The sequence below is a fragment of the Prochlorococcus sp. MIT 1307 genome (assembly GCF_034092395.1).
Lineage (GTDB): Bacteria > Cyanobacteriota > Cyanobacteriia > PCC-6307 > Cyanobiaceae > AG-363-K07.
Genome location: NZ_CP139301.1, coordinates 246,715 through 273,132, shown reverse-complemented (window position 1 = coordinate 273,132; position 26,418 = coordinate 246,715). Strand labels below are relative to the sequence as shown.

Annotated in this window: 29 protein-coding genes; 18 read left to right on the top strand and 11 right to left on the bottom strand. The window is 39.0% G+C overall.

Features of this window, described 5'->3' with window-relative positions; all coding sequences use genetic code 11:
- Window positions 1-15: 15 nt before the first annotated feature.
- The 15 genes from SOI82_RS01540 to fba all read left to right on the top strand — a co-directional run bounded on the left by SOI82_RS01540 (window position 16) and on the right by fba (window position 13,521).
- Complete coding sequence (locus SOI82_RS01540) at window positions 16-570, top strand: thylakoid membrane photosystem I accumulation factor (RefSeq protein ID WP_320667637.1); 555 nt, start codon at window positions 16-18, stop codon at window positions 568-570.
- A gap of 114 nt (window positions 571-684) precedes the next feature.
- Window positions 685-1,854: a F420-0:Gamma-glutamyl ligase gene (locus SOI82_RS01535; protein ID WP_320667636.1), complete on the top strand. Its 1,170-nt coding sequence runs from the start codon at window positions 685-687 to the stop codon at window positions 1,852-1,854.
- Window positions 1,855-1,912: 58 nt separating this feature from the next.
- Window positions 1,913-2,965, top strand: a complete 1,053-nt coding sequence (locus tag SOI82_RS01530; protein WP_320667635.1) for a hypothetical protein — start codon at window positions 1,913-1,915, stop codon at window positions 2,963-2,965.
- Between the two features lie 4 nt (window positions 2,966-2,969).
- A complete protein-coding gene (ruvX, locus tag SOI82_RS01525) occupies window positions 2,970-3,413 on the top strand; it encodes a Holliday junction resolvase RuvX (protein WP_320667634.1) in 444 nt (147 codons plus the stop codon).
- Between the two features lie 55 nt (window positions 3,414-3,468).
- Entirely contained in the window at window positions 3,469-4,011 is a 543-nt protein-coding gene (locus tag SOI82_RS01520; RefSeq protein WP_320667633.1) for a DUF3727 domain-containing protein, read from the top strand.
- On the top strand, window positions 4,011-4,517 hold the full coding sequence (locus tag SOI82_RS01515) for a YqeG family HAD IIIA-type phosphatase (RefSeq protein ID WP_320667632.1): 507 nt from the start codon (window positions 4,011-4,013) through the stop codon (window positions 4,515-4,517). Before SOI82_RS01520 ends, SOI82_RS01515 begins: the two co-directional genes overlap by 1 nt.
- Window positions 4,517-5,611, top strand: coding sequence for a glutamate 5-kinase (gene proB, locus SOI82_RS01510; RefSeq protein WP_320667631.1), 1,095 nt, complete (start codon window positions 4,517-4,519; stop codon window positions 5,609-5,611). The genes SOI82_RS01515 and proB overlap by 1 nt, the downstream gene beginning before the upstream one ends.
- Before the next feature lie 38 nt (window positions 5,612-5,649).
- Window positions 5,650-6,693, top strand: coding sequence for a UDP-3-O-(3-hydroxymyristoyl)glucosamine N-acyltransferase (lpxD, locus tag SOI82_RS01505; RefSeq protein WP_320667630.1), 1,044 nt, complete (start codon window positions 5,650-5,652; stop codon window positions 6,691-6,693).
- Between the two features lie 34 nt (window positions 6,694-6,727).
- Window positions 6,728-7,801, top strand: coding sequence for a 3-isopropylmalate dehydrogenase (gene leuB / locus SOI82_RS01500; RefSeq protein WP_320667629.1), 1,074 nt, complete (start codon window positions 6,728-6,730; stop codon window positions 7,799-7,801).
- Between the two features lie 95 nt (window positions 7,802-7,896).
- The gene (locus SOI82_RS01495; RefSeq protein WP_320667628.1) at window positions 7,897-8,799 is read left to right on the top strand and encodes a phosphoribulokinase; all 903 of its coding nucleotides are present in this window, start codon (window positions 7,897-7,899) and stop codon (window positions 8,797-8,799) included.
- Between the two features lie 47 nt (window positions 8,800-8,846).
- The gene (locus SOI82_RS01490; RefSeq protein WP_320667627.1) at window positions 8,847-9,173 is read left to right on the top strand and encodes a hypothetical protein; all 327 of its coding nucleotides are present in this window, start codon (window positions 8,847-8,849) and stop codon (window positions 9,171-9,173) included.
- A gap of 38 nt (window positions 9,174-9,211) precedes the next feature.
- A complete protein-coding gene (locus tag SOI82_RS01485; protein ID WP_320667626.1) occupies window positions 9,212-9,844 on the top strand; it encodes an A24 family peptidase in 633 nt (210 codons plus the stop codon).
- A gap of 24 nt (window positions 9,845-9,868) precedes the next feature.
- Window positions 9,869-10,738, top strand: coding sequence for an acetyl-CoA carboxylase, carboxyltransferase subunit beta (gene accD, locus SOI82_RS01480; protein WP_320667625.1), 870 nt, complete (start codon window positions 9,869-9,871; stop codon window positions 10,736-10,738).
- A gap of 156 nt (window positions 10,739-10,894) precedes the next feature.
- Entirely contained in the window at window positions 10,895-12,007 is a 1,113-nt protein-coding gene (locus SOI82_RS01475) for a Gfo/Idh/MocA family oxidoreductase (RefSeq protein ID WP_320667624.1), read from the top strand.
- A 464-nt stretch (window positions 12,008-12,471) separates the two neighbouring features.
- Window positions 12,472-13,521, top strand: a complete 1,050-nt coding sequence (fba, locus tag SOI82_RS01470) for a class II fructose-bisphosphate aldolase (protein ID WP_320667623.1) — start codon at window positions 12,472-12,474, stop codon at window positions 13,519-13,521.
- 65 nt (window positions 13,522-13,586) lie between these two features.
- Here the strand turns inward: fba and purQ are convergent, their stop codons facing one another.
- From purQ to SOI82_RS01450, 4 genes are all read right to left on the bottom strand, one after another.
- Complete coding sequence (gene purQ, locus SOI82_RS01465; RefSeq protein ID WP_320667622.1) at window positions 13,587-14,243, bottom strand: phosphoribosylformylglycinamidine synthase subunit PurQ; 657 nt, start codon at window positions 14,241-14,243, stop codon at window positions 13,587-13,589.
- Window positions 14,244-14,247: 4 nt separating this feature from the next.
- Window positions 14,248-14,505, bottom strand: a complete 258-nt coding sequence (purS, locus tag SOI82_RS01460) for a phosphoribosylformylglycinamidine synthase subunit PurS (RefSeq protein ID WP_320667621.1) — start codon at window positions 14,503-14,505, stop codon at window positions 14,248-14,250.
- A gap of 424 nt (window positions 14,506-14,929) precedes the next feature.
- Window positions 14,930-15,985 (bottom strand): GTP-binding protein, encoded by a 1,056-nt coding sequence (locus tag SOI82_RS01455; protein WP_320667620.1) that lies wholly within the window; start codon window positions 15,983-15,985, stop codon window positions 14,930-14,932.
- Window positions 15,986-16,019: 34 nt separating this feature from the next.
- Window positions 16,020-16,532, bottom strand: a complete 513-nt coding sequence (locus tag SOI82_RS01450) for a pentapeptide repeat-containing protein (protein ID WP_320667619.1) — start codon at window positions 16,530-16,532, stop codon at window positions 16,020-16,022.
- 70 nt (window positions 16,533-16,602) lie between these two features.
- Between SOI82_RS01450 and SOI82_RS01445 the strand changes: the two genes are divergently transcribed.
- From SOI82_RS01445 to ilvD, 3 genes are read left to right on the top strand one after another with little or no spacing between them, the layout of a single operon-like run.
- Window positions 16,603-17,220, top strand: a complete 618-nt coding sequence (locus tag SOI82_RS01445) for a uracil phosphoribosyltransferase (RefSeq protein WP_320668444.1) — start codon at window positions 16,603-16,605, stop codon at window positions 17,218-17,220.
- A 24-nt stretch (window positions 17,221-17,244) separates the two neighbouring features.
- Complete coding sequence (locus SOI82_RS01440; RefSeq protein WP_320667618.1) at window positions 17,245-17,544, top strand: hypothetical protein; 300 nt, start codon at window positions 17,245-17,247, stop codon at window positions 17,542-17,544.
- Between the two features lie 47 nt (window positions 17,545-17,591).
- Window positions 17,592-19,262 (top strand): dihydroxy-acid dehydratase, encoded by a 1,671-nt coding sequence (ilvD, locus tag SOI82_RS01435; protein WP_320668443.1) that lies wholly within the window; start codon window positions 17,592-17,594, stop codon window positions 19,260-19,262.
- On the opposite strand, the gene SOI82_RS01430 is transcribed toward ilvD, so the two are convergent.
- From SOI82_RS01430 to glpX, 7 genes are all read right to left on the bottom strand, one after another.
- Window positions 19,259-19,675, bottom strand: coding sequence for a hypothetical protein (locus SOI82_RS01430; RefSeq protein WP_320667617.1), 417 nt, complete (start codon window positions 19,673-19,675; stop codon window positions 19,259-19,261). The two genes, ilvD and SOI82_RS01430, sit on opposite strands and share 4 nt — an antisense overlap.
- Window positions 19,668-20,219: a CIA30 family protein gene (locus SOI82_RS01425; RefSeq protein ID WP_320667616.1), complete on the bottom strand. Its 552-nt coding sequence runs from the start codon at window positions 20,217-20,219 to the stop codon at window positions 19,668-19,670. Before SOI82_RS01425 ends, SOI82_RS01430 begins: the two co-directional genes overlap by 8 nt.
- 41 nt (window positions 20,220-20,260) lie before the next feature.
- Window positions 20,261-20,974, bottom strand: a complete 714-nt coding sequence (gene pgl / locus SOI82_RS01420; protein ID WP_320667615.1) for a 6-phosphogluconolactonase — start codon at window positions 20,972-20,974, stop codon at window positions 20,261-20,263.
- Window positions 20,975-20,984: 10 nt separating this feature from the next.
- Window positions 20,985-22,403 (bottom strand): NADP-dependent phosphogluconate dehydrogenase, encoded by a 1,419-nt coding sequence (gene gndA / locus SOI82_RS01415; protein WP_320667614.1) that lies wholly within the window; start codon window positions 22,401-22,403, stop codon window positions 20,985-20,987.
- Window positions 22,404-22,573: 170 nt separating this feature from the next.
- Window positions 22,574-23,869: a glucose-1-phosphate adenylyltransferase gene (locus SOI82_RS01410; RefSeq protein WP_320667613.1), complete on the bottom strand. Its 1,296-nt coding sequence runs from the start codon at window positions 23,867-23,869 to the stop codon at window positions 22,574-22,576.
- 124 nt (window positions 23,870-23,993) lie between these two features.
- Complete coding sequence (locus SOI82_RS01405) at window positions 23,994-25,301, bottom strand: glutamyl-tRNA reductase (protein ID WP_320667612.1); 1,308 nt, start codon at window positions 25,299-25,301, stop codon at window positions 23,994-23,996.
- Window positions 25,302-25,337: 36 nt separating this feature from the next.
- Window positions 25,338-26,342 (bottom strand): class II fructose-bisphosphatase, encoded by a 1,005-nt coding sequence (glpX, locus tag SOI82_RS01400; protein WP_320667611.1) that lies wholly within the window; start codon window positions 26,340-26,342, stop codon window positions 25,338-25,340.
- Window positions 26,343-26,418 lie beyond the last annotated feature (76 nt).

Here is a 26,418-nt window from a genome sequence, read left to right as displayed (position 1 = left end):
TGCATTAACTCCTAAATGGCTCACCTGGCCACTGCATTTTTGAGCATAATTTTGACTTTAATAATCTCCGTCAATAGTGTTGCTGCAGCAAGGGACACAAATAGCTACGACGGCAATATATTTCCGATCTATGCAGGTAATGGTTCCCTTGTCCCTCCTCCAAGCAGCCTGTCTACGTCACTCGAGAAAAATAGAACAAGTGTAATTATCTTCTACTTGGATGACAGTGCAACTAGTAAAGCATTTGCTCCTGTAGTTTCTGGTTTAAAATTATTATGGGGTCCATCGATAGATTTAATACCAATAACCATTGACGAGCTTCAAGGAAAAGGAAACCTAAATCCAACTCAAGAAGGGTTTTATTGGAAAGGTACAATTCCAGAAGTCGTAGTGCTTGACGGGCAAGGAAAAATATTCCTTGAGGAAGAAGGACAGGTGCCTATTGAGAAGTTAAATAAAGCCATAAGTAAAGCTACTGGTCTTCCTGAACCATCTTTTAAAATTCAGATCAAAAGCTTTAATGAATACAACAGTGAGCCAGAGAAGGAAGGCTACACAGCCCCCCGCTAATTAATCAGAAGACAAAAAAAATAAGATTAATTGATTTATCTGTTTTAAATTGAATCTTTGGGGTAAACCAATTAATCTTTACATAGAACTTTAAATAAACAAACCGGGTTCTCTATGTCCGGAATACTCCTCCTTCTCATAATTTCTGGGCTCTTTTGTGGATGGCTTGAACTAAGCCATCGGCTAAGGCCCTTTTCACCTCTTAATATAAAAACTTTTAATTGGAATGTTAAAAAAACATTGAAAGGAATAACAGTAATAGGAATTATCGAAATAATAAACCCACACAGAAGAATGGAGATTATGGTTCCTGAAATACAAGCTATACCTTTAATACTAGGTAAGGAGGGTGTAAAAAATATACGTGTTAAGACATCTATTAGCCCCTTGCATCGTGATCAAGAAGCAAGAAAAGATGGATACTGGGAAGCATACATCATAAAAAGCAAAAGCAATACTCAAGCATATATAACAATAAGCTTAGAAGGAAATGATCCTATAGAAGTAATAGATTCCGCAAACAATATCTGGTTAGATATTAAATGGGTAAATTATGGTCCTTTTGGGAGATTAAACAGACGTAATGGTTTCGTAATACCTCTAAAGAGGCCTGATCCATTGATTTCTGAAACGGCTTATTTTAAACAATTTAAGAACTTCCAATTGCTTCCACTTAAAACTCATCTGCTTGGTTCTCTGGATATAATTGAAGATGTAATAATAACTTATGTATCCAAGATAGCTCAGCCTGGAGATATTTTAGCGATAGGAGAAACACCAGTAGCAATTATGCAAAGTCGATATCATCATCCTTCAACTGTAAACCCTGGATCTCTTTCAAGACTTTTATGTAGGGGTTTTCACCCTACAAGTAGCCTTGCAACAGCATGTGGACTCCAAACACTAATAGATATTGTGGGTCCATCAAGAGTTCTAATTTCATTCATAATTGGTTTAATTTCAAAGGCTTTAGGATTTAAAGGACTTTTTTATGTACTTTCTGGAGAACAAGCAAGGCTCATTGATGACATCACAGGGACAACTCCACCATATGATCAAACAATTGTTTTAGGACCAAAATCACCAAAACAGCTTTGTGAAAAACTATCATCAAAACTTGGTATTGATGTGGCAATTGTAGATGTCAATGATTTGGGCCGAGTAAAAATACTTGCAGCAAATCGCAATTGTAAAAAAGTTTTTGTGAAACAAGCCTTAATTAGCAATCCCGCTGGCAATGCCAATGAGCAAACACCACTTGTACTAATAAGACCTTACCAATAAAAATAAAGGCATTATCTTTGTGAAGTAGATAGATTGAATAAGAGAGTCTGATTTGGGCGTGATAGAGGCATCCAGAAGCCCCCTTTGCGTTGAACTAATTAAAGCGAGACATCTTTCCAAACTCGCTTCAATAACTTCAAGAAAGCGACTGGCCTGGCTTCAATTGATGGTGATACGCAATTGGATTGCGCAGGTTGAAAGTATTCTTCCGAGCTGGTTGCCTGCTCGAAGGCCATTTTGTTTACTAGCACTTGAAAATGAAAATCCAATCGCACTAGTAGTTGTTATGCCATGCAATCGTAGAGCAACTTGTTGGTCAGTGCATTTCCCAGAACTTCTTTCACATCCAAAAGAATTAACGATGAGCTTTATAAAGCAAAACCTCTTAAAAAATTCTATGCATCTTGTAAAAAACAAAGCTCAAAGTTGGTTAATAAGATGTCCTGCTAGTGATAATAATCAACTAGCGATAGCAAGAGAACTTGGCTTTCAACCCCTTAAATTGTATAATTGCTGGAAACCTCCATCTAATATTCTATACAATAAAAGTTCCATCAAACCCAGAATAAAACATATCGATCTAGAATGGCAAGAATTAAATACAGAAAATGTCGGCCTTTTATTTCGGCTTGAGCAAGCAAGTGAGTCAAGTCATCTGCGACAAATTCTTGATAGAAATTTAGCAGATCTAGTAGATCCTATACAAACCCATAATAGAGTACTAATTTCAAAAACATCAGAAAATAATTGTGCAATAGCTGGTTTAATATGCCGCCATTGGACAGAAAATAAGCTAACTATTGAACTTATCCGAGATTTAGCTTGGGATGAAAGAATATCAAGAGGCCTAGAATCAACCTTAAAAGAATTATCTGAAGAAACAGATATTAATATTGACATCGAAACTCCAAAAGATGATGTTGAGTTGACTAATTTACTTAATCAAATTGGTTGGGAGTTTAATTACGAGACAATACTTTTAGGAAAAAGTCTATGGCGAAGGAAAGAAAACCGTAGATTAATTGATGGAGCTAGAAAAATCGAATCAATGCTAGAAGGACTAAATCCTCAAAGACCTCCTCTACCTTCTCCCACATTGGATCCTAAGTAAAGAAATGAGAAGACCCCAACCCAAATCAATTCTTAGTCTCGATGTGGGACAAAAAAGGATTGGGCTTGCAGGTTGTGACCCACTAGGAATATCTATAACCAGCCTCCCAGCGATACACCGAAAAACGTATGTAGAAGATATCAAGATTTTAAAGTTCTATTGCGACAAGAGAAATGTAAAAGGGTTAATAGTAGGTATACCTCTTGATGAAAAAGGCAACACTACTGAACAATCAAAATATTGCGAAAAATTAGCCAATAGAATTGCTAAAACTCTAGATTTACCAATGGCTTTGATAAATGAACACAGTAGTAGTTGGGCAGCAAGTGAAAAATTCAACCTAAAAAAAGATCGGTCAGGCAAATTAGATAGTGCGGCCGCAGCACTATTGCTTGAACAATGGTTAAGAGAAGGACCAGAAGTCAAACCAGTGCGCATGCCGGCATAAAGAATATACAAATGGAGTTAAATACATGATCCTTAGCAACAAGAGCTACAACTAAATGTCAGCATCAGGTTCTAACAACAATAGCGATGTGCCAACAATCCTTGTTAGGGACAGCAAAGGAAGCGCTTTGCTCTGTTTTCTAGAGCAGTTAGTAGCTATTCAAGACGATGAATATGCTCTTCTTACTCCTGTTGATACTCCAGTCTCATTATTCCGATTAGTAGAAGAAGGTGATCCAGAGTTAATTGAGACAATTTCAAGTAGTGAGCCAATTCTTGCCGTTGCTGATGTAGTTCTCCAAGAACACGATCTGACCCTTATTCGCTCTGCAGTAACCCTTACTGTTACAGGCGAGCTTGAGGAACCTGACCCCGAAGAGCTTGAGGAAGATGAGATAGATGATGATTCTGAGACCTATGAACTACTTGTTAGCTTTCGGGCTGAAGATAATGAATATGGCCTTTATATCCCTCTTGACCCATTTTTTATTGTAGGAAAAATAAAAAATGGGGAGGCCACCCTCGTCGAAGGTGAAGAATTCGACAAGGTACAACCACTCATTGAAAGAGAACTTGAAGAAAAGGAGATAACTGACTAATGAAGAGAAACTGGCTAAAGCCTGACTGGGAACCTGGGCTTAGCCTCACAAGACTTCCGATCAAACATCTTATAGATATTGGAATTAAGGCCCTTATACTTGATGTAGATGGAACTTTATTGCCGAGAGAAGAGATTAATATTCACAATTCAGTCTCACTTTGGATAAAAGAAGCAAAGAAGAATTTCTCGGTACATTTGTTAAGTAACAATCCCTCTAAAAAGAGAATAGAATTTATTTCTAATAAATTAGAAATAAATTTCACATATAGAGCCGCCAAACCTGCTAAAGGTGCCTTAAAAAAGGTCCTTATCAAGTTACAGCAAGAGCCGGGAAAAATAGCAATTATCGGAGACAGACTTTTCACAGATGTATTAGCTGGAAAGAGGCTAGGTTTATATACAGTCTTAGTTAAGCCTTTAGGGCCAAATGGAGTCCCTTGTAAATACAACAGTATTCAACGTCTTGAAAAATCAATAGCAAAATTATTTAGGGCCAATAAATAATGACTCTCTGGGTAATAAAAATAGGGACCAGTGTCTTAAGAGGTACAAAAGAAAAATCAACTGCAGAAGTAATAGATCAAATTGGATCTTCTATAGCTTTAAGTAAAAACAAAGGAGACAGCTTAATCGTTGTTAGTAGTGGAGCTGTAGGTCTTGGATGTCATCGTCTAGGAAAAAAAGAACGTCCTAATGAACTAGCAAACTTGCAAGCCTCAGCTGCAGTTGGTCAAGTGCAACTAATGGCTCATTACGAGAGTTGCTTAAAATTTTTCGACTACAAAGTTGCACAAATTCTAGTTACTAGAGCGGACTTTGAATCAAGGGAAAGCTTTAGGAACGTTTCTATGACATTGAGAAAACTCCTTGAATGGGGAATAGTCCCAATAGTCAATGAAAATGACGCTGTATCTACCGAGGAACTTAAATGTGGTGACAACGATACTCTTTCTGCTCTAGTAGCTACGGCAGTCACCGCTGATCAACTAATTCTTTTGACTGATGTAGATCGCTTGTACTCTGCAGATCCAAGAACAAATATAGATGCCCAACCAATCTCTGATGTTCTTCATCCGAAAGAATTGAAGTCACTAGAAGGAATACAAAGTAATGCAGGCAATTGGGGTACTGGTGGAATAAAAACAAAACTTGCAGCAGCTCGTATTGCCACTTCAAGCGGTATTACTGTTCACTTAGCGGATGGGCGAAACCCAAAAATACTGAAAGAAATACTAAAAGGCGCTAGAGGGGGCACGGTTTTTCACCCTCATCCAAAACCGATGGGTACACGAAAGAGTTGGCTGGCTCATGCATTAAAGCCAGTAGGGTCAATACATTTGGACAAAGGAGCTTGTGATGCAATTCAGAATAAAGGAGCCTCTCTTTTACTAGTTGGTGTTAAGCAAATAGAAGGCCACTTTGCAGCAAATCAAGCAGTGAAGATTATTGATACAGAATCAAAAGAAATTGCTAGAGGTATTAGTTCACTAAGTAGCGAAACCCTCCAAAACGCTCTGAGAAGTCCTAAAACTGGTATGAACTCTCCCTTAGTAGTCCATAGAGATGTACTAGTACTAACAGACGAGCTCCTGAGCTAAGAAAGTACGTCTACGATTCCGCCAAGAACTTTTTTGCCATGCGTTTCAGTCAATTAATTAATGAACTCAAAAAAGGAAATTCAGGTTTGCAGAATCACAATCTTGCAAACGATCCGGAATTACTAAATGGAGCATCTGTAGAACAGGCCAAATCTCATCAACTAACCTTTTTAGAAAAAGGCAATGCTCTACAAACAGAGCTCAAAAATTGTAATGCTGGAGCAATTCTTATCCCTGCAGAAGAAGTTCTGATCAATAAGGTTAAACAAAATGGTCTTGCTTGGGCTGTATTAAAAAATCCTAGGCTTGCTTTTGCCGAATCTCTTGGATTTCTGAGCCCAAAAAAACGACCATTTGAACAAATTCACCCGACTGCAGTAATAGAGGAAAATGTCAAACTCGGTAATAAGATATCAATAGGTCCCAATACATATATAGGAGAGAATAGTGAAATAGGGAACGGTTGCATTATTCACCCGGGTGTAGTTATTTACGAGAAGGTAATAATTGGAGATAATTCAGAGTTACATGCTAATTGCGTAATCCAATCAAAAACAAATATAGGAAAAAGAGTAATTATAAATTCAAATGCTGTTATTGGAGCTGATGGTTTTGGCTTTGTTCCAACAGAAAAAGGATGGTACAAAATGCCACAAACTGGAACCGTAATTATTGAAAACGATGTGGAGATTGGAAGTGGATCAACTATTGACAGACCTGCTGTAGGTGAGACACGCATAGGTGAAGGAACAAAGATCGACAACCTTGTCCAAATAGGACACGGAGTTAGTACTGGAAAAGCTTGTGCCATGGCTGCACAAGTTGGAATCGCTGGTGGTGCTCAACTTGGAGATGGTGTAATACTTGCAGGACAAGTAGGGGTAGGGAACCGTGTCCATGTAGGTGATCAAGTGATAGCAAGCTCCAAATGCGGTATCCATACAGATATCAATCCGAGAGAAGTAATTAGCGGCTTTCCCGCTATGCCAAATAAGCTTTGGCTTCGCTGCGCCGCCAACTTTAAGAAACTTCCTGAGTTAGCCAAAACCATTCGAGCGATAAGTCAGGATGAGAATCAATAATCTCTAATCAGTAAAAGTTAACTACAAGTTTCTAATGAAAAAACACCAAATAGTTCTTTTACCAGGTGATGGCATTGGACCTGAGATAACAGCTGTCGCTAAAAGCCTTTTGACAAAAGTTAGTCAAAAACATCAATTCGAATTGGAATTTAATGAACAACCAATTGGTGGCTCTGCAATTGAGCTAACTGGAACACCACTTCCTGAATCCACACTTAGCGCATGTAAAAAAAGTCAGGCTGTTCTACTTGCTGCAATAGGTAGTCCTAAATATGACGATTACCCAAGAGAGAAAAGACCCGAGACAGGACTTCTAGCTCTTCGTTCAGGGTTAGATCTATTTGCAAATGTAAGACCTATCAAAATATGGTCCTCGTTAATTGAAGCAAGCTCGCTAAGAAAAGAAGTTGTTACTGGAGTTGATCTTATCGTCGTAAGAGAGCTAACTGGTGGAATTTATTTCGGTAAACCTAAGGGTCGGATCAAAACCGAAAAAGACGAAAGAGCATTCAATACCATGTCATATTCTGCCTATGAAATTGATCGAATTGCAGAAGTAGCATTTGATTTAGCCAAAGCCAGGACAGGAAAAGTCTGTTCAGTAGACAAGGCTAATGTTTTAGAGGTAAGTCAACTCTGGAGAGAACGAATTGATATCCTTGCCGATAAAAATAGGCAGCTGGAAATTAATCATTTATATGTGGATAATGCAGCAATGCAACTAATTAAGGATCCTAGGCAGTTTGATGTAATTCTCACTGGAAATTTATTCGGAGATATCTTAAGTGATGAAGCTGCAATGATTACAGGTTCAATTGGAATGCTGCCATCAGCCTCAATAGGCAAAAAGGGACCCGGACTATATGAACCAGTTCATGGCTCCGCACCAGATATAGCAGGACTTGATAAAGCTAATCCAATTGCAATGGTGCTTTCAGCCGCAATGATGCTCAGAATTGGTCTTAAAGAAGAAAAAGCAGCAGATGATCTAGAGAACGCTGTTAACGACGTTCTTGATGCAGGGTTAAGAACAGCCGACCTTATGAGTAGTTCTTTCACTGAAGTTGGATGTATTGAAATGGGAAACGAATTACTCAAATGCATTTAAACCCTCTTCTTTCAAAAATTAATAGCGCTCTCTTCACAAATACACAGATTGACAGTCGACCTGCGAAAATCCTTTTGATTGTTATTTGAGCATCGATGTCGAAGCGTTACCCGGTTGTAGCCGTTACGGGTTCCTCCGGAGCAGGAACCAGCACAGTCAAAAGAGCATTCGAGCATATCTTTGCACGAGAAAACATCATTCCAGCTGTTGTAGAAGGCGACAGCTATCACCGCTTTGAACGCGGACCTATGAAGCAAGCCATGGCTGATGCGCTTGCCAAAGGAGAAAATTTCTCACATTTTGGGCCTGAAGCCAATCTCTTCGACAAATTAGAAGAGCTTTTTAGAAGCTATGGTCAATCTGGAAGTGGGAAAAAGCGTTACTATTTACACAGCCCAGAAGAAGCTGAAGAGCACAACGCAAGGCTAGGAACAAATCTTTCTCCAGGTCAATTCACTCCTTGGGAAGACATACCAGACAAAACTGACTTACTTTTTTACGAAGGGCTACATGGTGGTGTGGTTGGCGATGATTACGATGTGGCTGGTGTAGCAGATTTGCTAGTCGGAGTAGTCCCAATAACAAATCTGGAATGGATACAAAAAATCCACCGAGACAATGCAGAGCGTGGATACTCAGCAGAGACAATTGTGGATACAATCCTTAGACGTATGCCTGATTACATCAACCATATTTGCCCACAATTTAGTCGTACAGATATCAATTTTCAAAGAATTCCTACTATAGATACCTCTAACCCATTCATTTGCAGAAACATTCCAACTCCAGATGAAAGTTTTGTAATTATCCACTTTAGAAAAGGGGCTAGGGAAAAATGGGGTATTGATTTTCAGTACCTTTTAGGCATGATTCACGACTCTTTTATGTCCAGTCCTACAAGTATCGTGATAAATGGTGGAAAAATGGGCTTTGCAATGGAGCTAATACTTACGCCAATCATCCACCGCATGATTGAAGAGAAGAAAAATCTAACCTAATTTTTGCTTATTATTAGTCAAACACTTAAGATGGAATCAACTGAATCATGGTTGGTTCCATCTCTATTACTAAGCCATCATTTAAAATCAAAGATGCTGAAATAAATTCAGAACATGAAATGCCATGGGATTCTATAAATAGTCAAGAACTTATACTCAAAGCAAAGCGAATTTATTTTCAACATATTTCTAATTCATCAAACATCGAAATGCCTATTGGAGTTGTTTTAAATCTAAAGAATCACAAAGGAAAGATTGTTTATAGAAAACCCACACTTTTGCTAAATGAATATTTCGTTGAATTGAAATACTTAGTTAAAGGAAAGGTGAATAAACTCTATAGCAAAAGCTTAAGAAAGAAAAAAGCACAATAAAACTATTAACTACTAACAATTTCTATTTATAAAATTAAATGGTGATATTTCCTGCGCTCTTAATTAATCTTCCTAAAAATAAATTTATTAGTTTATCTATATTGCTTACTTATACGGCCTATTCATTCTCCCCTGAAAAGAATGAAGATGTCCCACAGGTAATAATTCTCGCTATGGGAATCATCTTGGCATTTCTTCTAATAAGAATATCATTAATAGATATATCTAGGATGTGTATTCCAAATTCCATTTCTAATGGGGGACTAAAAATTGGTCTATTCTCTACCGCTTTAACAGCGGTATATCTAGGGTTTCAAGAAGGATTCCCTTTAATTATAAATCACATCCTTGCTGCATTCATATCTCAAAAAATAATGGCAAGTCTAAGCAAGTACACCTCAAAAATTTTCAGACAGGAAGTATTAGGCCTTGGGGATTCAAAGTTGGTCGCCATGGGAGGTGCATGGCTTGGTCTCTCTGGAATATCCCTTGCAACTGGAATTGCTTTTGTTTCTGCAGGTATTTTTAGCTTTTTTGGAATAATATGCGGAAAATTAAAGCGGATGGAGCAATTCCCCTTTGGCCCATTCATCGCAGCAGGCATATGGGGAGTATGGTTATTTGAACCAAGTTTGTGGGAAGAAAGATGGTTGAGCCTTTGGGGGCTTTAATAGTATTAACCAACTTTTAACACCGTGTCTCTTTTCGACTGGTTTGCTGATCGAAGAAAAGGTCAGTTTGTAGAAAAAGTAACCCAAGAAACTGAAGAAAGTGACGGTCTTTGGGGAAAGTGTCCAGAATGTGGTCAGGTGGTATATCGAAAAGATTTAGTTGCAAATGCAAATGTCTGTAGTAATTGTGGTCATCACAACCGAATAGACAGTGAAGAGCGTATAAATCTAATTGCTGATCCTGGAAGTTTTAACGCTTTAGACGCGGATTTAAGCCCTATAGATCCACTTGGATTTAAAGATAGGAGGGCATATGCCGACCGTTTGAGAGAAAGCCAAGCAAATACAGGATTGAAGGATGGGGTAGTAACGGGGATTTGCAAAGTAGAAACCATTCCAATGGCACTAGCCGTTATGGATTTCAGATTTATGGGTGGGTCAATGGGGTCAGTTGTTGGGGAAAAAATTACTCGTCTAATAGAACGAGCAACAACTAAAGAAATACCTTTACTCATTGTTTGCGCTTCTGGTGGAGCACGCATGCAAGAAGGCATGCTCAGCTTGATGCAAATGGCAAAAATATCTGGCGCCCTCGAAAGACATCGCAAAGCTGAGCTGCTTTATATGCCTCTTCTTACTCACCCAACAACGGGAGGAGTTACTGCAAGCTTCGCAATGCTAGGAGACATAATTCTTGCTGAACCCAAAGCACTTATTGGCTTTGCAGGAAGACGTGTAATTGAACAAACCCTTCGTGAAAAACTACCTGAAAATTTCCAAACAGCTGAATATCTTCGTGAACATGGATTCGTTGACACTATTGTTCCAAGAACACAACTCCGAAATACTCTAGGCACTCTTCTTCGTCTACATGCAAACAACAAAATTAATTAAATAAAGTGAATTTTCTAAATAACTTTTTTATCAAAGAGGTGCTCCAGTAGAATTATCAATAATCTTATTAGGAAATAAACTTTCAAATGAACAAAAAACTTCCATAAAAACCTTAAATCGATAAAAAACCTATCCCTTACAACTAGAATTCTTAAAATGGCCTATACACAAATCAATAATAATCAAAAGATTGGTGTTTCAATAGTCGGGCTTGGTTTTGGAGAATCTGTTCATCTGCCTGCCATAAAAGCTAATCCTAAGTTTGAATTAATTTCTTTATGGCACCCTAACTCAGACAAACTAAAAGAAACAACTGATAAGCACTCTTTAAATTACACTAAAGACTGGGAGTCTCTATTAAATGATTCTAATGTTAAAGGAATTATTCTGGCAACTCCACCAGAACCAAGATATAATCTAGCCTGTGATGCACTTAAGGCTGGAAAACATTTATTATTAGAAAAGCCAGTTGCAATAAACGCAACACAAGTAGCAGATCTTCAACGATTATCATTAAAATATCGCTTAAGTGTAGCTATTGATTTTGAATACAGGGCTGTCCCATTGTTCATGCAAGCTAAAAGATTAATAACCAAAGGATTAATAGGTCAGCCTTGGCTAGTGAAATTTGATTGGTTAATGAGTAGTAGGGCCAACCACAATAGACCTTGGAACTGGTATTCAGAAAGTAACAAAGGAGGTGGAGTTCTTGGAGCTCTAGGAACTCATGCATTTGACATGATCCATTGGTTATTTGGCCCAATTGAAGAAATCAGTGCTCTATCCTCTACCTCAATTAAAGAACGTATAGATTTGAACTCTGGTCAAAATAGGAATGTAACAAGTGAGGATATAGCCCTCGCACATATAAAAATTAAAGGGGAAAATAATAATTTAAATATCCCAGCACAGATAACACTTTCCGCTGTAGCAAGACAAGGACGGGGATGCTGGATAGAGTTTTATGGATCAAAAGGCACACTCATTCTAGGCAGTGATAACCAAAAAGATTATGTCCATGGTTTTAGCCTTTGGTATACAAAAGCAGGGGATTCCCCTAAATGTATTCAGCCTGACAAGGATCTAATGTTCAACAAAACATGGTCTGATGGTCGTGTTGCACCTGTATCTAGAATTCATGATTGGTGGGCTGAAAGTATTAAAGATGGTAGTCCCATGATACCTGGCTTGGCAGAGGGTTTTGCCAGCCAAAAAGTCTGTGATGCCTTTAAAGAGTCAGCAAGCTCTAAGGAAAGTTTAATTATTTAATTAACAAATAAAGCTAAATAGTCTCTTCCATAGAGATGAAAGGAAAAAGAATTACTAATTATCAAATCATGTGTAATATGTAAAAATTTAATTAACTTAATTGATTGATAGCTTAATCAAAATTAGAAAAAGTATATTTCTAGCTTATTTAGCGATAGAGATGAAAAGCTGGATCCTGTTTTCAATAATAGGATTTCTTTGAGAACCAGTTGAGCTGATAGGCGTGGAGCAGAATTAATTGTGCCTGGCCTAACTTTTACAGATATTCTTCAATAGGCCTTAAATTACAAAGGAATAACGCAAGCTCTATGGGTTCGAAAGTACCTATTAGTAGGGTTTGGCCCACAAATGCACTTAATTAGTAAGTAAAAGGTGACATCTCCTACCTCAATCTTATAAAGTCCTGTCCCCTCGGCCCGGGACTTTTAAATAGAACTGGGTCCTATTGCACCTCGGAGACATCGATGGCCCTCGTTCCGCTAAGGCTTCTGCTTGACCATGCTGCTGAAAACGGTTATGGAATCCCTGCTTTCAACGTAAATAACCTTGAACAGGTTCAGGCAATAATGGAGGCAGCGGCAGAAACTGATAGCCCAGTAATCCTTCAGGCTTCAAGAGGTGCACGTAGCTATGCAGGTGAAATTTTCCTCAGACACTTAATAATTGCCGCTACAGAAACATACCCAAACATCCCGGTAGTAATGCACCAGGACCATGGAAACGATCCTTCTACTTGCTACTCAGCTGCTATTAATGGATTCACATCAGTGATGATGGATGGATCGCTAGAAGCTGATGCCAAAACCCCTGCAAGCTATGAATACAACGTTAATGTAACCAAAACAGTAGTTGACTTTGCTCACTCCGTTGGTGTCAGTGTTGAAGGAGAACTTGGCTGCCTTGGTTCATTAGAAACAGGCAAAGGAGAGGCAGAAGATGGTCATGGGTTCGAAGGAGAACTCTCAAAGGATATGCTTCTAACCGATCCCGCTGAAGCATCAGACTTTGTAGCGAAAACAAAAGTAGATGCCTTAGCAATTGCTATTGGAACAAGCCATGGAGCATATAAATTCACAAGGAAGCCAACAGGCGAAGTATTAGCAATAAGCAGGATTGCTGAGATCCATAAGGCTATTCCAAATACTCATCTTGTTATGCATGGATCCAGCTCAGTTCCTCAAGAATGGCTAGATATGATTAATAAATATGGAGGGGCCATTCCTGAGACATATGGTGTGCCAGTTGAAGAAATCCAAGAAGGTATTCGAAATGGAGTCCGCAAAGTAAATATTGATACAGATAATCGACTCGCATTCACAGCTGCAGTTCGTGAAGCAGCTTCTGCCGATCCAACGAACTTCGACCCTAGGCACTTCAATAAACCAGCAAGAAAGTATATGAAGCAGGTATGCCTAGATAGATATCAACAATTCTGGTGTGCTGGTCAAGCAAGTAAAATCAAACAAAAAAGCACCAATTACTTTGCAGATCTCTATTTAAAAGGTGAGGTCTAAGTAAAAAGCTACTAAGCTTTGATTGCTAAATAGTTAACCGAAAAGCTAAATACTTTGTTGGTTAACTATTTAGCAATCAAAGCTTCCAAGATCTTCCTTCCATCAGTTCCACCAATTGAAGGGTCACAAGCTCTTTCAGGATGCGGCATTAAGCCAAGTACATTTCCTTTAGAATTTGTAATGCCTGCAATATCATTTATAGAACCATTTGGATTATTTAAATATCTCAATGCAATAGCGTTTTCATCTTCCAACTTGTGAAGAGTAGATTCACTACATTGAAAACAACCTTCACCATGGGCAATCGGCAAGAGAAGTTGATCACCAGGCTGAAAACCATTCAACCAACTTGTTTGATTACTGTTAACTATTAGTTCTGTATTCTCACAAATAAAATGAAGATCTTTATTTCTAGTAAGAGCACCTGGAAGAAGACCTAATTCTGTAAGTACTTGAAAGCCATTACAAATTCCAAGTACTTTGCCACCTTTTTCAACAAAATCTACTAAGGCTTCAAGTACAGGAGCAAACCTAGCAATTGCTCCACACCGAAGATAATCACCATAACTAAAACCTCCAGGCAGTACTACAGCTTCACAACCACTCAAATCTCTTGTTTCATGCCAAAGGAATCTAGTTGGAAAGCCAAGGCAACCTTCTGTAGCCCATTTCACATCTCTGTCACAATTAGATCCAGGGAAAACAACAACACCAATAGTCATAAGACTAATTTGTAGTTTTAAGTTCTAAACTCCAGTCCTCAATCACTGGATTAGCCAATAACCTGTCGGCTAATAGTTCTACTCTGCGACGTGCTTCTGTTTCATTGGGTGCTTCGAGCTCCAATGAAACAGCCTTGCCTATCCTCAATTTACTCACTCCTTCAACACCAAGCCTATTAGCTGCAGATCTGATTGCCTCTCCCGCTGGGTCTAAGACTGAAGGTCGAAGGCTAACTAAAACACTTGCTTGGAAGTTTGGCACTGTATTTGTTTGGTTGTTTTTGGATGTTGAAGAAAAAGATTGTATTCACTTAAAACGGCTTAAATTAATACTCAGAGTATGATGTTGAGTAAAGTAAGAAAATCAGTTCATCTAATCAATATGAATTACTCCTCTACCTAGACAATGAAGACAAGTCTGATAACAGTTCGGATTAGTTTTCATGTAGCCATTACCTCCACATTGAGAACATGTAGCACTTTTGATTGTAGTGTCTGACTTTTGCACCTGAAGTCTAGTTTGGATTTTACTTTCTGTGAGAATCACTGAAATCCGACCCAAAAAGGGGTTAAGAGAACTTTATTCGGTAATTTGTGATTATTCACAATTACCATTAATAGAATCGCGACTTTTCAGAATAAAACAACCAAATAGTAATATAAATAATATAAAGTTTGCCTTAAGTTCAAGAAGCGGGCCCAAAATCCTTAAGTGCTTCCTTTATTGCCTGCTCTGCAAATTCATCAAAACTCAAAACGACAAGTTCAACTCCCCCTACTTTTGGCTTCCATGTATTCTCAGGCACAGACTCAAACCAACTACTAAATCTTGCCCCAACCATTTGCAGCTGGAGTGGAATGCTCTTTTGGGGAAGCCAGCAACGTCCCTTCAATCTCAAAATCTGATACTTAATAGCCAAGCTAGTCAAAAGCTCTTGAAGTTGCTTTTGACTAATAAGTAACTCGACCCTAATCAAACTGCTAAATACCTGCACATGGCTATGTGATGCGTGAGAATGATCCTCTAGCGGTTCTTTTTTCACATCACAAAGTTGATCGGATTTTATTCCTAAGATTAAAGATGGATCAATTTTGCCGTTATTAATGCCAATAACAGGAGTTCCATTTAATGACTTCTTAGAAAGTTCTAGTTTAATGTTTGAGTATTGTATAGGTTCTAAAAGATCAAACCTACTAATTAAGATAAAGTCAGCTGAACTTATTTGATCATCAAAAAGTTCATTAACTGGTGTCAAATGATCTAGGCTAGGATCATTTTGACGTTGCTTCTCCAGGGCTAGAGTATCACCAACTGGACTACCTGCGGCAAGAGCTTCTCCATCAACAATGGTAACTACACCATTTAAATAGACTTTGGCTCTTATTTCAGGCCAATCAAGGGCCTGTACCAAAGGGAGTGGCAAAGCTAGTCCACTTGTCTCAACAAGGATTCCATCTAATTCTCTAGAAAGTGATAATAACTTTTCCATAGTAGGGAGAAAATCATCTTGAACTGTGCAACATAAGCAGCCATTATTGAGTTCAACAAGACGTCCATCAAGTTCTTCATCTGAACAGAAGTTGCAACTTCTAATTAAGTCCCCATCAAGGCCAACAGACCCAAATTCATTAACCATAACAGCCAATCTTTGTTGGCTCGTAGTCAACAGGTGGCGCAATAAGGTTGTCTTACCGGCGCCTAGAAAACCTGTGATAACAGTGACAGGCAATCGCTTTGACATTAGAGGATTATATTTATAAAAGTATTTAAAAAGATCAACAACCAAGACTGTATCTAGTACTTATACCGGTGGCAGAGTTTTCACCATCAGCAATCGAACAAAGTTGTTTTAATTGAATCCTACTTATAACAGCATCAGTGAAATCTGCTCCATCAATATCTGCATTTGTAAAGGTACTTTCCATAAGTAAGGTTTGGCTCAAGTTTGCATCCCTTAAATCGGCTCCTTCAAAGTCACATGCAAAGGCAACAGCATCTTCCAAATTAGCTCCTCTTAAATCAGCCCCCTGTAACTGACTATTATTAAAAATTGCTGCGCTAAGGTCTGCTTCACCGAAATCGACATTACGAAGGTCAAGCTTTACAAATTCATATCCAGTTAAATCCTTGCCATGCATATCCTGAGAAATCTTTAATTCGTCTTGATTTCTTATCTCAGGAGGGGTCTTTGCAAAAACAGGGTTAAAAGGAATAGCCAAAGCGAACAACAAGATACTTAAAAGGACAGCCAGGTTTAACCGTGAAAAAAGAGAAGAGAGGTAGGTCATGAGGATAAAGAGTGGCCGCTAGCCAGTAATTTGTATTCACGTTATGGCAAAAGAAGCCCATGGAAGCCAAATGGCCATGACATTAAGAGTTGTGGTACCACCACACCCACTTATCGGACATTGGCTGACGATGCTTCGTGATGCCAAAACACCAGCCCCTCTTTACGGTAAAGCTCTAGAGGAGCTTGGCAGATGGCTTACTTATGAAGCATTAAGGGATTGGTTGCCGCACAGAGAGGAAGAGGTAGTGACCTCTCAAGCTAAATCAAGAGGAACAGTAATTGAACCAAGTATTCCTTTATTAGCCATGCCAAAGCTTCCAGGGGGGTTAGAACTGTGGCATGGGGGAAGAAATGTTCTACCAAATTCCCACCTCTGTTTAGGAGAGGTACCAAATCCAATTGAAAAGAAAGCAGGGATTATTATTTATATGGATCAAATATCAGATGCTATCGATTTGCTAGAAATTATAAAATTGATAATGAAACAAAATGTGGAGCCAAGAAGGATAAGAGTTATAAGCGCTATTACTGCCCAACCAGGACTTCAATTACTTGGAGAAAATATTCCTAATCTGGTCATCTACTGTTCATGTATCGATGCTGGTATAACCGACAATGGTGAAATTATTCCAGGTATAGGAAACCCATCATTACGTCTGACCACCAAAATCACTGGTAAGAATTAGCATTAGGAAATCTAATTAATAATTATGAGTCAGTATCGTGAGTCATCAACGGCAAGTCTCTCCTCTTTAATTAGTGGAGCAGTTCTAGGAGCAGCTGGCCTGGCTTGGTGGCTTTTTTCAGAAGCAGAAAGAAGGCAACAGACAAGAAAGCAGCGTGCAATGCTTTATGCACCGCGCATCCAAGATGGATCTGAAGCACTTGAGACATCCTCACCTGCCATCAAAAATGAAAGTAGTGAGCAGCTTGAACAAAGGGTTGAACAATTAAATGCTGCCATTGCCGATGTAAGAAAACAACTTGAAGACCTTGGTGGTCGCAATTAAATCATTAAATCTCGAATGGTTTTTTTTACTAGCTCCTCACAAATATGATGCTTCGATCAAGAGCTATAACACAAGGCATTCAGCGTTCTCCTAACCGAGCAATGCTTCGAGCTGTCGGTTTCAAAGATGAGGATTTCAACAAGCCGATAGTTGGCATAGCCAACGGATTTAGCACAATTACACCCTGCAATGTGGGATTAAATGATTTAGCCAAACGGGCAGAGGAAGCTATTCGAGTTGCTGGAGGAATGCCGCAAATGTTTGGAACCATAACAGTTAGTGACGGCATCTCAATGGGAACAGAAGGGATGAAATATTCACTGGTTTCTAGAGAAGTAATTGCTGATGCAATTGAAACAGCATGCAATGGTCAAAGTATGGATGGTGTACTAGCTATTGGAGGCTGCGATAAAAATATGCCTGGAGCAATAATTTCCATGGCTAGAATGAATATTCCAGCTATTTTTGTATATGGAGGTACAATAAAACCTGGAAGATTAAATGGTTGTGATTTAACGGTTGTAAGTGCATTTGAGGCTGTTGGACAACTAACTAGTGGGAAGATTAACGAGGAGAGGTTGATAGAAGTTGAGAAAAATGCAATTCCTGGAGCAGGAAGCTGTGGAGGTATGTTTACTGCAAATACAATGTCTGCAGCAATAGAAACAATGGGGTTAAGCTTACCTTATAGTTCTACAATGGCAGCTGAAGATGCAGAGAAAGCAGAAAATTCCTCAAAGAGTGCTCAAGTATTAGTTAATGCAATAATAGAAGATATTAGACCACTCGATCTGCTCACAAGGGAGGCTTTTGAAAATGCAATTAGTGTAATAATGGCAGTGGGAGGATCAACTAATGCAGTTTTACATTTACTAGCAATAGCTCAAACGGCCGAAGTCGAACTATCTATTGATGACTTTGAAAAAATCCGCCAGAAAGTACCTGTTATCTGTGACCTCAAACCGAGTGGAAAATATGTCACAGTTGATCTTCATAAATCTGGTGGAATCCCTCAAGTAATGAAGTTGTTACTTAATGCGGGATTACTACACGGCGACTGTAGAAATATTGAAGGGAAAACACTAAGAGAAGTACTTAAAGATGTTCCATCCATTCCTCCATCGGGGCAAGAAGTCATTCGTTCAATTGACAATCCAATTTATAAAAAAGGTCATCTGGCAATTCTCAAAGGTAATTTAGCAACAGAAGGTAGTGTTGCTAAAATTAGCGGTATCAAAAACCCAATTTTAACTGGTCCTGCAAGGGTTTTTGAAAGTGAAGAGGAGTGTTTAAAGGCAATTCTAAAAAATCAAATAAGTTCGGGAGACGTTGTTGTTATTCGCTATGAAGGCCCAATAGGTGGACCGGGAATGAGAGAAATGCTTTCTCCAACCTCTGCAATTGTTGGGCAGGGTCTAGGCGAGAAAGTAGCTCTAATCACTGATGGACGTTTTAGTGGAGGAACTTATGGCTTGGTAGTTGGGCATGTAGCACCTGAAGCTGCAAGCGGAGGAACAATTGCCTTAGTTGAAGAAGGAGACAGCATCACCGTTGATGCTGTTAAGAAATTAATTCAGCTAAATGTTGATGAGATTGAACTTGAAAATAGACGTCAGAAATGGGAAAAGCCAACAGCAAGATACAAAACAGGGATTCTTGGAAAATACTGTCGATTAGTTAGTAGCGCAAGTCAAGGAGCTACTACTGACAGGGCCTAGGCTAAATCATTTTTAGAGTTGTTAACAATAAATAATGTCCTTAATCGTCTTGCAAGTGATTCTAAATATTGACCATCTAGAGGCGCCTGACAACGCTTGCCATTGCCAGCATCCATCCACATAGAATGCTTACCTTGCCAAAGTATTGGACGTTGAGGCTGTTCAAACCAAGCCAGCATTACATGTAAATCATTACCACTTTTATATATTTCAAGTTCCAAGTCATGTTCAGGATATCTTACTCCATCTAAATTCCTGGACTCAATCTTAAGGATTAAATCATCAAGAGAATCTTGATTCTTCTTATTATCTGAATCAAAATTATGTTCTAAAACTGAATGTTTGAAGGGCTTGTTACAAATATCAGCAGCCTTTGCAATTTCAACCAATAAGTTAGGAAGTGAATTATGCATATGAACTTACCTCTCTTAATAATAAATGAATAGGACCTGATTTAAACCCAGGATTCATTTCACCAGGTAAACCAAATTTTGAATAAAGCAACTGAATTTGGTAAATAGATGATGGGTCAAATTTGGTAAAAGGTATTACACGTTTAGCTCTAATAGTAGGTTTTAGTTTATTGAAAGGAATTTGAATTATTGTTTTTCCTTCTGGTTTGGTAGGAAAGGTGGAAACCCACCTAAGTCCAGATCCAAAGAAACTTTTGTACCCCAAAAAACTTCCTTTACAAGCAACTGCAAATTTGAGAGTCCTACCTTGGCCATCTAATTGAAGTTGGAAGCCACAAAATCCTGAAAGGTTTAAGGTAGGTTTGTATAAAGGAGATTGACAACTAACAAAACCACCTCCCTCTTCTATTAATTTCCCATCAAGGACAAGGCCTTGGGAAGTTAATTTACAGGTGGCCTCGCTTGAACCGCCCATTATCGTGTCATTTAAAGCTATCCAATTGCCAAAATCTTTGTACGAAGCAATGATTAGATTTCTAGACACTTTCAAAGGCCTTAATTTACTTTCAATAATAAGAAATAATTTCAGACCAAGAGTAATGCACTTTTATCTGCAAAAATTTGAATTTCCGAAATAGGGCTAACTAATTTTGCTGGAGTTCGCAGATAAGATTCTGAAGGGTCTAGCAAACGTTTCAATGCTATCTGTTTAGAGGCGCCAGATACAAGGAAAATAACTTTACGCGCTGCACTAAGTACAGGAGCTGTAAGAGTGATGCGATCTTTCCCTTTGCCATGTGCAATAGTTGTGTATTTATCTTTAATGAGTAGAGAGTCACTGGATGGAAAAAGAGATGCTGTATGTCCGTCTTCTCCTAAGCCAAGAACTATTAAATCAAAAATTGGAGGTTCACCTACACAAATTTTAGATATAAGGTTAGAAAATGATTCCGCACTCTCATTAGGACTTGAATAACTTGTAGTTGGAACAGGGTGGAAGCGAGCATTTGAGCCAGGGAACTGAGCAAGCAATGATCTCTGAAGCATTAATGCATTACTACATTCATTATTTGGTTCTACCCATCTCTCGTCACCAAGGAAAACATCTACTCGGTCCCAAGGAAGACGTTCTTGCCCCAGAAAGCTGTATGTCAAAGATGGTGTACTACCACCTGCGAGTGAAATTTGAGACCGTTCCTTTTGATCAAGAGCTAAATCAATGTGGGCAGCTATTACCTGAGATGCTTTTTTAGCTAAATCATCGTTATCAATAGCTTGTTCAATTTTGTAACTAGCCATAAATAAGAATTTAACCAAGCCATTCAGTATGAAAGCTACCATCTCTATCAACTCTCTGATAGGTATGAGAGCCAAAGCAATCACGCATAGCTTGTACCAAATTTTGAGGCAATCTTGCTGTCCTATAACTATTCAAATAATCTAATGAGCTTGATAAACAAGGTAGTGGGATGCCTGATTCAGCTGCCCCAGCAACAACTTTTGCGAGTCCTGGCAACCGTGAGCTCACTTGATTCGCGAACCATGGATCTAAAACTAAATTAGTTAAGTTTGGATCATCATTAAAGGCATCCTGGATTCGCTTTAGAAGGCGAGAACGAATAATGCAACCACCTTTCCAAATCTGTGCAATAGAAGGGAGATGAAGTTCATAGTTGTACTCTGAAGATGCAAGCTTCAAAAGGTCCATTCCTTGGGCATAACTAGCGATAGTTGCCAAAACAACTGCATCCATAAGTGGTGACATTCCATCAGAAACACTTCCCAGGTCAAAAGGTCTTAGTGAAGGTCTAGCTAATATTGATTCGGCATTTTCTCTTTGTGATTTCATTGAACTCATTACACGTGCATTTAAGGAAGAATAAATAGTCGGAACTGAAGCTCCTAATTCCAAAGCACTAATAACTGTCCAAAGTCCAGTCCCCTTTTGCCCAGCCTTATCCATAATCTTTTCAACCAAGTCGTCACCATCCTCTGGATCCTTCTTACGAAGGCAAATTTCAGTGATCTCGACTAAATAAGAAGAAAGCTCCTCAGTATTATTCCAAAAACCAAAAACATCAGCAATTTGCTCACCTTTCATACCACATACTCTCTTCATTAAGTCATAAGACTCGGCCAATATTTGTTCAATGCCATATTCAATTCCGTTATGTACGGTTTTAACAAAATGTCCTGATCCGCCTGGACCGATATATGAAACACAAGGACCATCTTCTACCTGTGCAGCCATCTTGTTCAACAAATTTTCAATAGCCTCATAAGAAGATTTAGTTCCACCAGGCATCATACTTGGACCTTCGAATGCACCTTTGGCTCCTCCTGAAACACCCATTCCTATATATCCAAAGCTTTGACTCTCTAACTCAGCAACTCTTCTCTCAGTGTCACTAAATTGAGCATTGCCTCCATCAATAAGTAAATCTCCTTCTTGAAGAAATGGAGAAATTTGTTTTATAACTGCATCTGTTGCTGGACCTGCCTTAACCATCATCAATATCCTTCTAGGGCGATCTAGCTTTTGAACAAATTCTTCAATATCAATTGCACCTGAAATATTTTTATCAGCTCCACGACCTAGTAAAAAACTCTGCGTTTTGGAATAAGTACGGTTATAAACAACACTCGAAAAACCGTTTCTTTCTGCATTTAAAACTAGGTTTTCCCCCATCACCCCAAGACCAACCAAACCAAAATGTGCTTTGGTCATATCCAAAGGTTTATAAGAACTTGGGCCAGTGTGACCCTGCATTGGGTATTCGGCTGCTAATTAGACGGCAATGTCAGGATTGGGAAATTGTTTATAAGAAAATTATCTTAAAAAAAGATGGTTCAGGATATTTTGCTATCAAGCCAAAGCCTAGTCATACAAACTAGTTTTCAAATTACAGTGCCATCTGAGATGCTCGCATTTTTTAATACAACAACTATTCCATTTCTTATATAAAAACCTTCTTCTGCTCGATCGGCTTCTTCTACATGGTCCTTATTAACTATTGCGACGTTATTCCCAACCCGCGCATTCTTGTCAAGGATTGCTCTTTTTACAGTTGTCCCCTGACCTACCCCAAGAGGAATTCCCCCTCCATTCCTTAAAGCTATACGTTCTTCGGAAGATTCGTAAAAGTCTGACCCCATTACCAAAGAATCTTTCAAAACTACATCACTTTCTACTCTGCTACGTACCCCTAATACACAATGATGAATGCTACATGATTTTAAAATAGATCCTTCTCCAATAATTGAATCTGTTATTTGGGCTTCGACTAATTTTGTAGGTGGTAAATAACGAGGTCTGGTATAAATTGGGAATTTTTCATCATAAAAACTAAATGGAGGGTTGGGCTGTTGAGTTAATGCAAGATTTGCTTCATAAAATGCACCAATAGTTCCTATATCTTCCCAATAGTCATTAAAAACATAACTTTTTAACAAGTCCCCTCTTCTGAGAGATTCTGGAATTACTTCTTTGCCAAAATCTTTGTGTGAGGAATTTTTATTTAAAAGGTCAAATAGTGTCTCGCGGCTAAAAACATAAATACCCATAGAGGCTAAATAAGGCCTTTCCTTTGCTGATTCGCTTGAAAGTCCAAACCGCGATGTATCAACTGCCATAGCTTTCAATGAAGCACCTTTTGGCTTTTCACTAAATTCTTTTATATTGCCTTCAGAATCTGTACGCATCAAACCAAAACCTTCAGCTTGCTCACTATCAACAGGAAGTGCAGCAACTGTTAAATTAGCACCCGTAGAACGATGATGTTCTACAAACAAGCTATAATCCATTCGATATAATTGATCACCAGAAAGAATTAAATATTCATCAACATCCCATTCCTGAAATAACCATTGATACTTCCGAACGGCATCAGCTGTTCCTTCAAACCAAGAAGGACTATCTGGCGTCTGTTGTGCTGCTAATACTTCAACGAAACCCTGGCCAAATGGTGCACTTAAGTTATAACTCTGAGTTAAGTGTCTATTTAAAGAGGCACTATTAAATTGTGTTAAAACGTACATCTTATTGATGTTCGAGTTAATGCAATTACTAATAGGAATATCAATAAGGCGATATTTACCTGCAAGTGGCACTGCAGGTTTTGCCCTCATTTTGGTTAGAGGATAAAGGCGCGTTCCTGCGCCTCCTCCTAGAATTATTGCAAGAACACGCTTCATTCTGCTTTCGCACTTGTGCGTTGATAATCAAATTTACTGGAAAAAAGACTCCTAAAGCTACCAAAAAGGGCAGATCGATTAATGGCTGATTGTTTTTCAAGCACTGGTGGTGTTTCTAGATAAATTACTTTCCATCATTAGACAGATCCAATTTAAAAAGGGTTTCCACAACCTTAAGTGCCTGTTGCCTGTCCCCTCGAGATTGAGGCGCCCTAAGCTGAGTTACAGGGGTATGAAGGATTTTATTAATAATGCCTTTACTTAATGCTTCAACAACCTTTCTTTCTCTTGCTGAAAAATCTGGACCCATTCTACTTAACGCTTTTTGCAATTCTTCACTTCGAATTCCTTCAAGCGTTGCTCTTAGTTGATTGATAGTAGGAACAGCCTCAAGGCTATCCCACCATTCAAGGAAAATTCGACCTTCTTCTTTGAGTAGTCCTTCGGCTTCTAGAGCAACTTGTTTACGAGCTTCCTGATTCCGAGAAACTACTTCCTGAAGGTCATCAACATCATGAGAATCAACGCCTGGAATTCCCTCTACATCAGCTGATATGTTTCGAGGTACTCCTATATCAATTAATCGTAGAGAACCTAATCTCAAAGGTTTTAATCTTGAAGCATCGATAATTGGGTTCTCTGCGGCTGTGCTTGTAAAAACAAGAGAAGATGAACTTAAGCAATGATCCAGATCATCAAGTAATCGACAATCAACACTCAAATCAGGGAAATCTGACGCCAGTGATTCTGCTCTCGGTCTAGTCCTATTAACGAGTGTCAACTTTGAACAACCTTTGGCTTGCAAATGTTGAAGCAATAGCCGACTCATTTTTCCAGCTCCTACTACTGCGACTTTCTCAGGCTCGAGACTTACTAACTGATCTTTTCCTTGAGATTGTCCAAGCTTAAGTTGAGCTAGCTCTACAGCAGCAGAGCTTATCGATACTGCTCCAGTTCCAAGACTAGTCTCACTGCGAACTCTCTTTCCTGTACTTACTGCCTGAGTAAGCAGCCTATTAAGAATAGGCCCCATAGAGTGATGATCTTGTCCTAGACGAAGCATTTTCTTCACCTGGGAAAGTATCTGACCCTCACCTAAAACCAAACTATCTAGGCCAGCTGCCACCCTCATCAAGTGAGCAACAGCTTCTTCTTGTTTAAAAGTAAAAAGATGTGGATAAAGATCATATTCTTCAAGACCTGAATGAGATTTTAAAAAATCTCTAATTGCATCAACACCCAATTCGTGATCTCTCAACAAGGTATAAATCTCCAGACGATTACAAGTGCTAAGAATAGATACCTCAAGAACCTGATCATTACCCTTTAGAGACTTAAGGGTTTGTTCCATAGATTGCTCAGAGATACTGAGCTTTTCACGGACTTCTACAGGGGCCGTCCGATGACTAAGACCAACGACGGCTATGTGCATAAATAAACCCCCACAGTATGTTAGGTCGGACTAAGTTCAGCTCAAGGCAATACTTTTAGCACCTTCCTTGATATGAATGGTATTTGTGAATCGAGCTGTATTGTCAAGTGTGCTGATAACAAGGCTGCTTGTTCGTGTGCAATCACTTTCAAACTTAACTCCGTGGAACAGGAGACCATCTGTTATTCCACTTCCTGCGAATACAACATTTTCACCTGAAGCCAATTCCTCAGCTTGATAAACCTTGTCAATATTAGTAATGCCCATCTCATTCAAACGAGCAATATTTCCTTCCTTCGTGTAATCAGCCCATTCACTAGTCTGTGCAATCGCAGGGTCATAAACCAATTGACCTTGGAAATGACCACCTAAAGCGCGCATAGCAGCTGCAGAAATGACACCTTCAGGCGCGGCACCAATACCCATCAAACAGTGAGTCCCAGTACCGGCAAAACCACACGCTATAGCTGCTTGAACATCACCATCAGAAATAGGTTGAACTCTTGCTCCTGTAGAGCGAATCTCTGAAATCAAATCCTTATGACGGGCTCTATCCATAACAACAATAGTTAGCTCATTAACAGCTAAACCAAGACATTGACTAAGAATTTTAATGTTTTCAGTTGCAGTTTTTCTTATATCTACCTTTCCTTTTGCTGCAGGTGGTGCAGCAAGTTTTTTCATATAAAAGTCAGGTGCGTTGAATAGACCACCCCGGTCAGAGGCTGCTAAAACTGCCATTGACCCCCTCTGACTATTAGCGCATAGATTTGTCCCTTCACATGGGTCTACCGCAAAGTCGACACCCGGACCATTTCCACTTCCGACTTCTTCACCGATGTAAAGCATCGGGGCTTCATCTCTTTCTCCCTCTCCAATAACAATCCTGCCTTGCATCTGTATCTTGCCCATGCGATTGCGCATAGCTTCTACAGCAGCTGCATCTGCTTCATCTTTCTTTCCTAAACCAGTTAGCTCAGCAGAAGCAATGGCTGCTTGCTCAACAACTTCGAGAATTTCTTGAATAAGAGTGCGATCCACTTGATAGCTATGAGAGGAAAAATGATTAATAAGAAACCTGAAGGGCTTGACTTAACTGAAGAGGAAAGTGATTTCG

Coding starts and splice junctions, on each gene's coding strand:
- pgl (WP_320667615.1), bottom strand. CDS start 20,974: ATGGCTAGTTACAAAATTGAACAAGCTATTGATAACGATGATTTAGCT.
- SOI82_RS01520 (WP_320667633.1), top strand. CDS start 3,469: ATGTCAGCATCAGGTTCTAACAACAATAGCGATGTGCCAACAATCCTT.
- SOI82_RS01430 (WP_320667617.1), bottom strand. CDS start 19,675: ATGCATAATTCACTTCCTAACTTATTGGTTGAAATTGCAAAGGCTGCT.
- SOI82_RS01495 (WP_320667628.1), top strand. CDS start 7,897: ATGTCGAAGCGTTACCCGGTTGTAGCCGTTACGGGTTCCTCCGGAGCA.
- lpxD (WP_320667630.1), top strand. CDS start 5,650: ATGCGTTTCAGTCAATTAATTAATGAACTCAAAAAAGGAAATTCAGGT.
- fba (WP_320667623.1), top strand. CDS start 12,472: ATGGCCCTCGTTCCGCTAAGGCTTCTGCTTGACCATGCTGCTGAAAAC.
- SOI82_RS01455 (WP_320667620.1), bottom strand. CDS start 15,985: ATGTCAAAGCGATTGCCTGTCACTGTTATCACAGGTTTTCTAGGCGCC.
- ruvX (WP_320667634.1), top strand. CDS start 2,970: ATGAGAAGACCCCAACCCAAATCAATTCTTAGTCTCGATGTGGGACAA.
- leuB (WP_320667629.1), top strand. CDS start 6,728: ATGAAAAAACACCAAATAGTTCTTTTACCAGGTGATGGCATTGGACCT.
- SOI82_RS01535 (WP_320667636.1), top strand. CDS start 685: ATGTCCGGAATACTCCTCCTTCTCATAATTTCTGGGCTCTTTTGTGGA.
- gndA (WP_320667614.1), bottom strand. CDS start 22,403: ATGACCAAAGCACATTTTGGTTTGGTTGGTCTTGGGGTGATGGGGGAA.
- proB (WP_320667631.1), top strand. CDS start 4,517: ATGACTCTCTGGGTAATAAAAATAGGGACCAGTGTCTTAAGAGGTACA.
- ilvD (WP_320668443.1), top strand. CDS start 17,592: ATGCTTCGATCAAGAGCTATAACACAAGGCATTCAGCGTTCTCCTAAC.
- SOI82_RS01445 (WP_320668444.1), top strand. CDS start 16,603: ATGGCCATGACATTAAGAGTTGTGGTACCACCACACCCACTTATCGGA.
- SOI82_RS01515 (WP_320667632.1), top strand. CDS start 4,011: ATGAAGAGAAACTGGCTAAAGCCTGACTGGGAACCTGGGCTTAGCCTC.
- SOI82_RS01405 (WP_320667612.1), bottom strand. CDS start 25,301: ATGCACATAGCCGTCGTTGGTCTTAGTCATCGGACGGCCCCTGTAGAA.
- SOI82_RS01410 (WP_320667613.1), bottom strand. CDS start 23,869: ATGAAGCGTGTTCTTGCAATAATTCTAGGAGGAGGCGCAGGAACGCGC.
- SOI82_RS01450 (WP_320667619.1), bottom strand. CDS start 16,532: ATGACCTACCTCTCTTCTCTTTTTTCACGGTTAAACCTGGCTGTCCTT.
- purQ (WP_320667622.1), bottom strand. CDS start 14,243: ATGACTATTGGTGTTGTTGTTTTCCCTGGATCTAATTGTGACAGAGAT.
- SOI82_RS01540 (WP_320667637.1), top strand. CDS start 16: ATGGCTCACCTGGCCACTGCATTTTTGAGCATAATTTTGACTTTAATA.
- SOI82_RS01485 (WP_320667626.1), top strand. CDS start 9,212: ATGGTGATATTTCCTGCGCTCTTAATTAATCTTCCTAAAAATAAATTT.
- SOI82_RS01490 (WP_320667627.1), top strand. CDS start 8,847: ATGGTTGGTTCCATCTCTATTACTAAGCCATCATTTAAAATCAAAGAT.
- SOI82_RS01475 (WP_320667624.1), top strand. CDS start 10,895: ATGGCCTATACACAAATCAATAATAATCAAAAGATTGGTGTTTCAATA.
- SOI82_RS01440 (WP_320667618.1), top strand. CDS start 17,245: ATGAGTCAGTATCGTGAGTCATCAACGGCAAGTCTCTCCTCTTTAATT.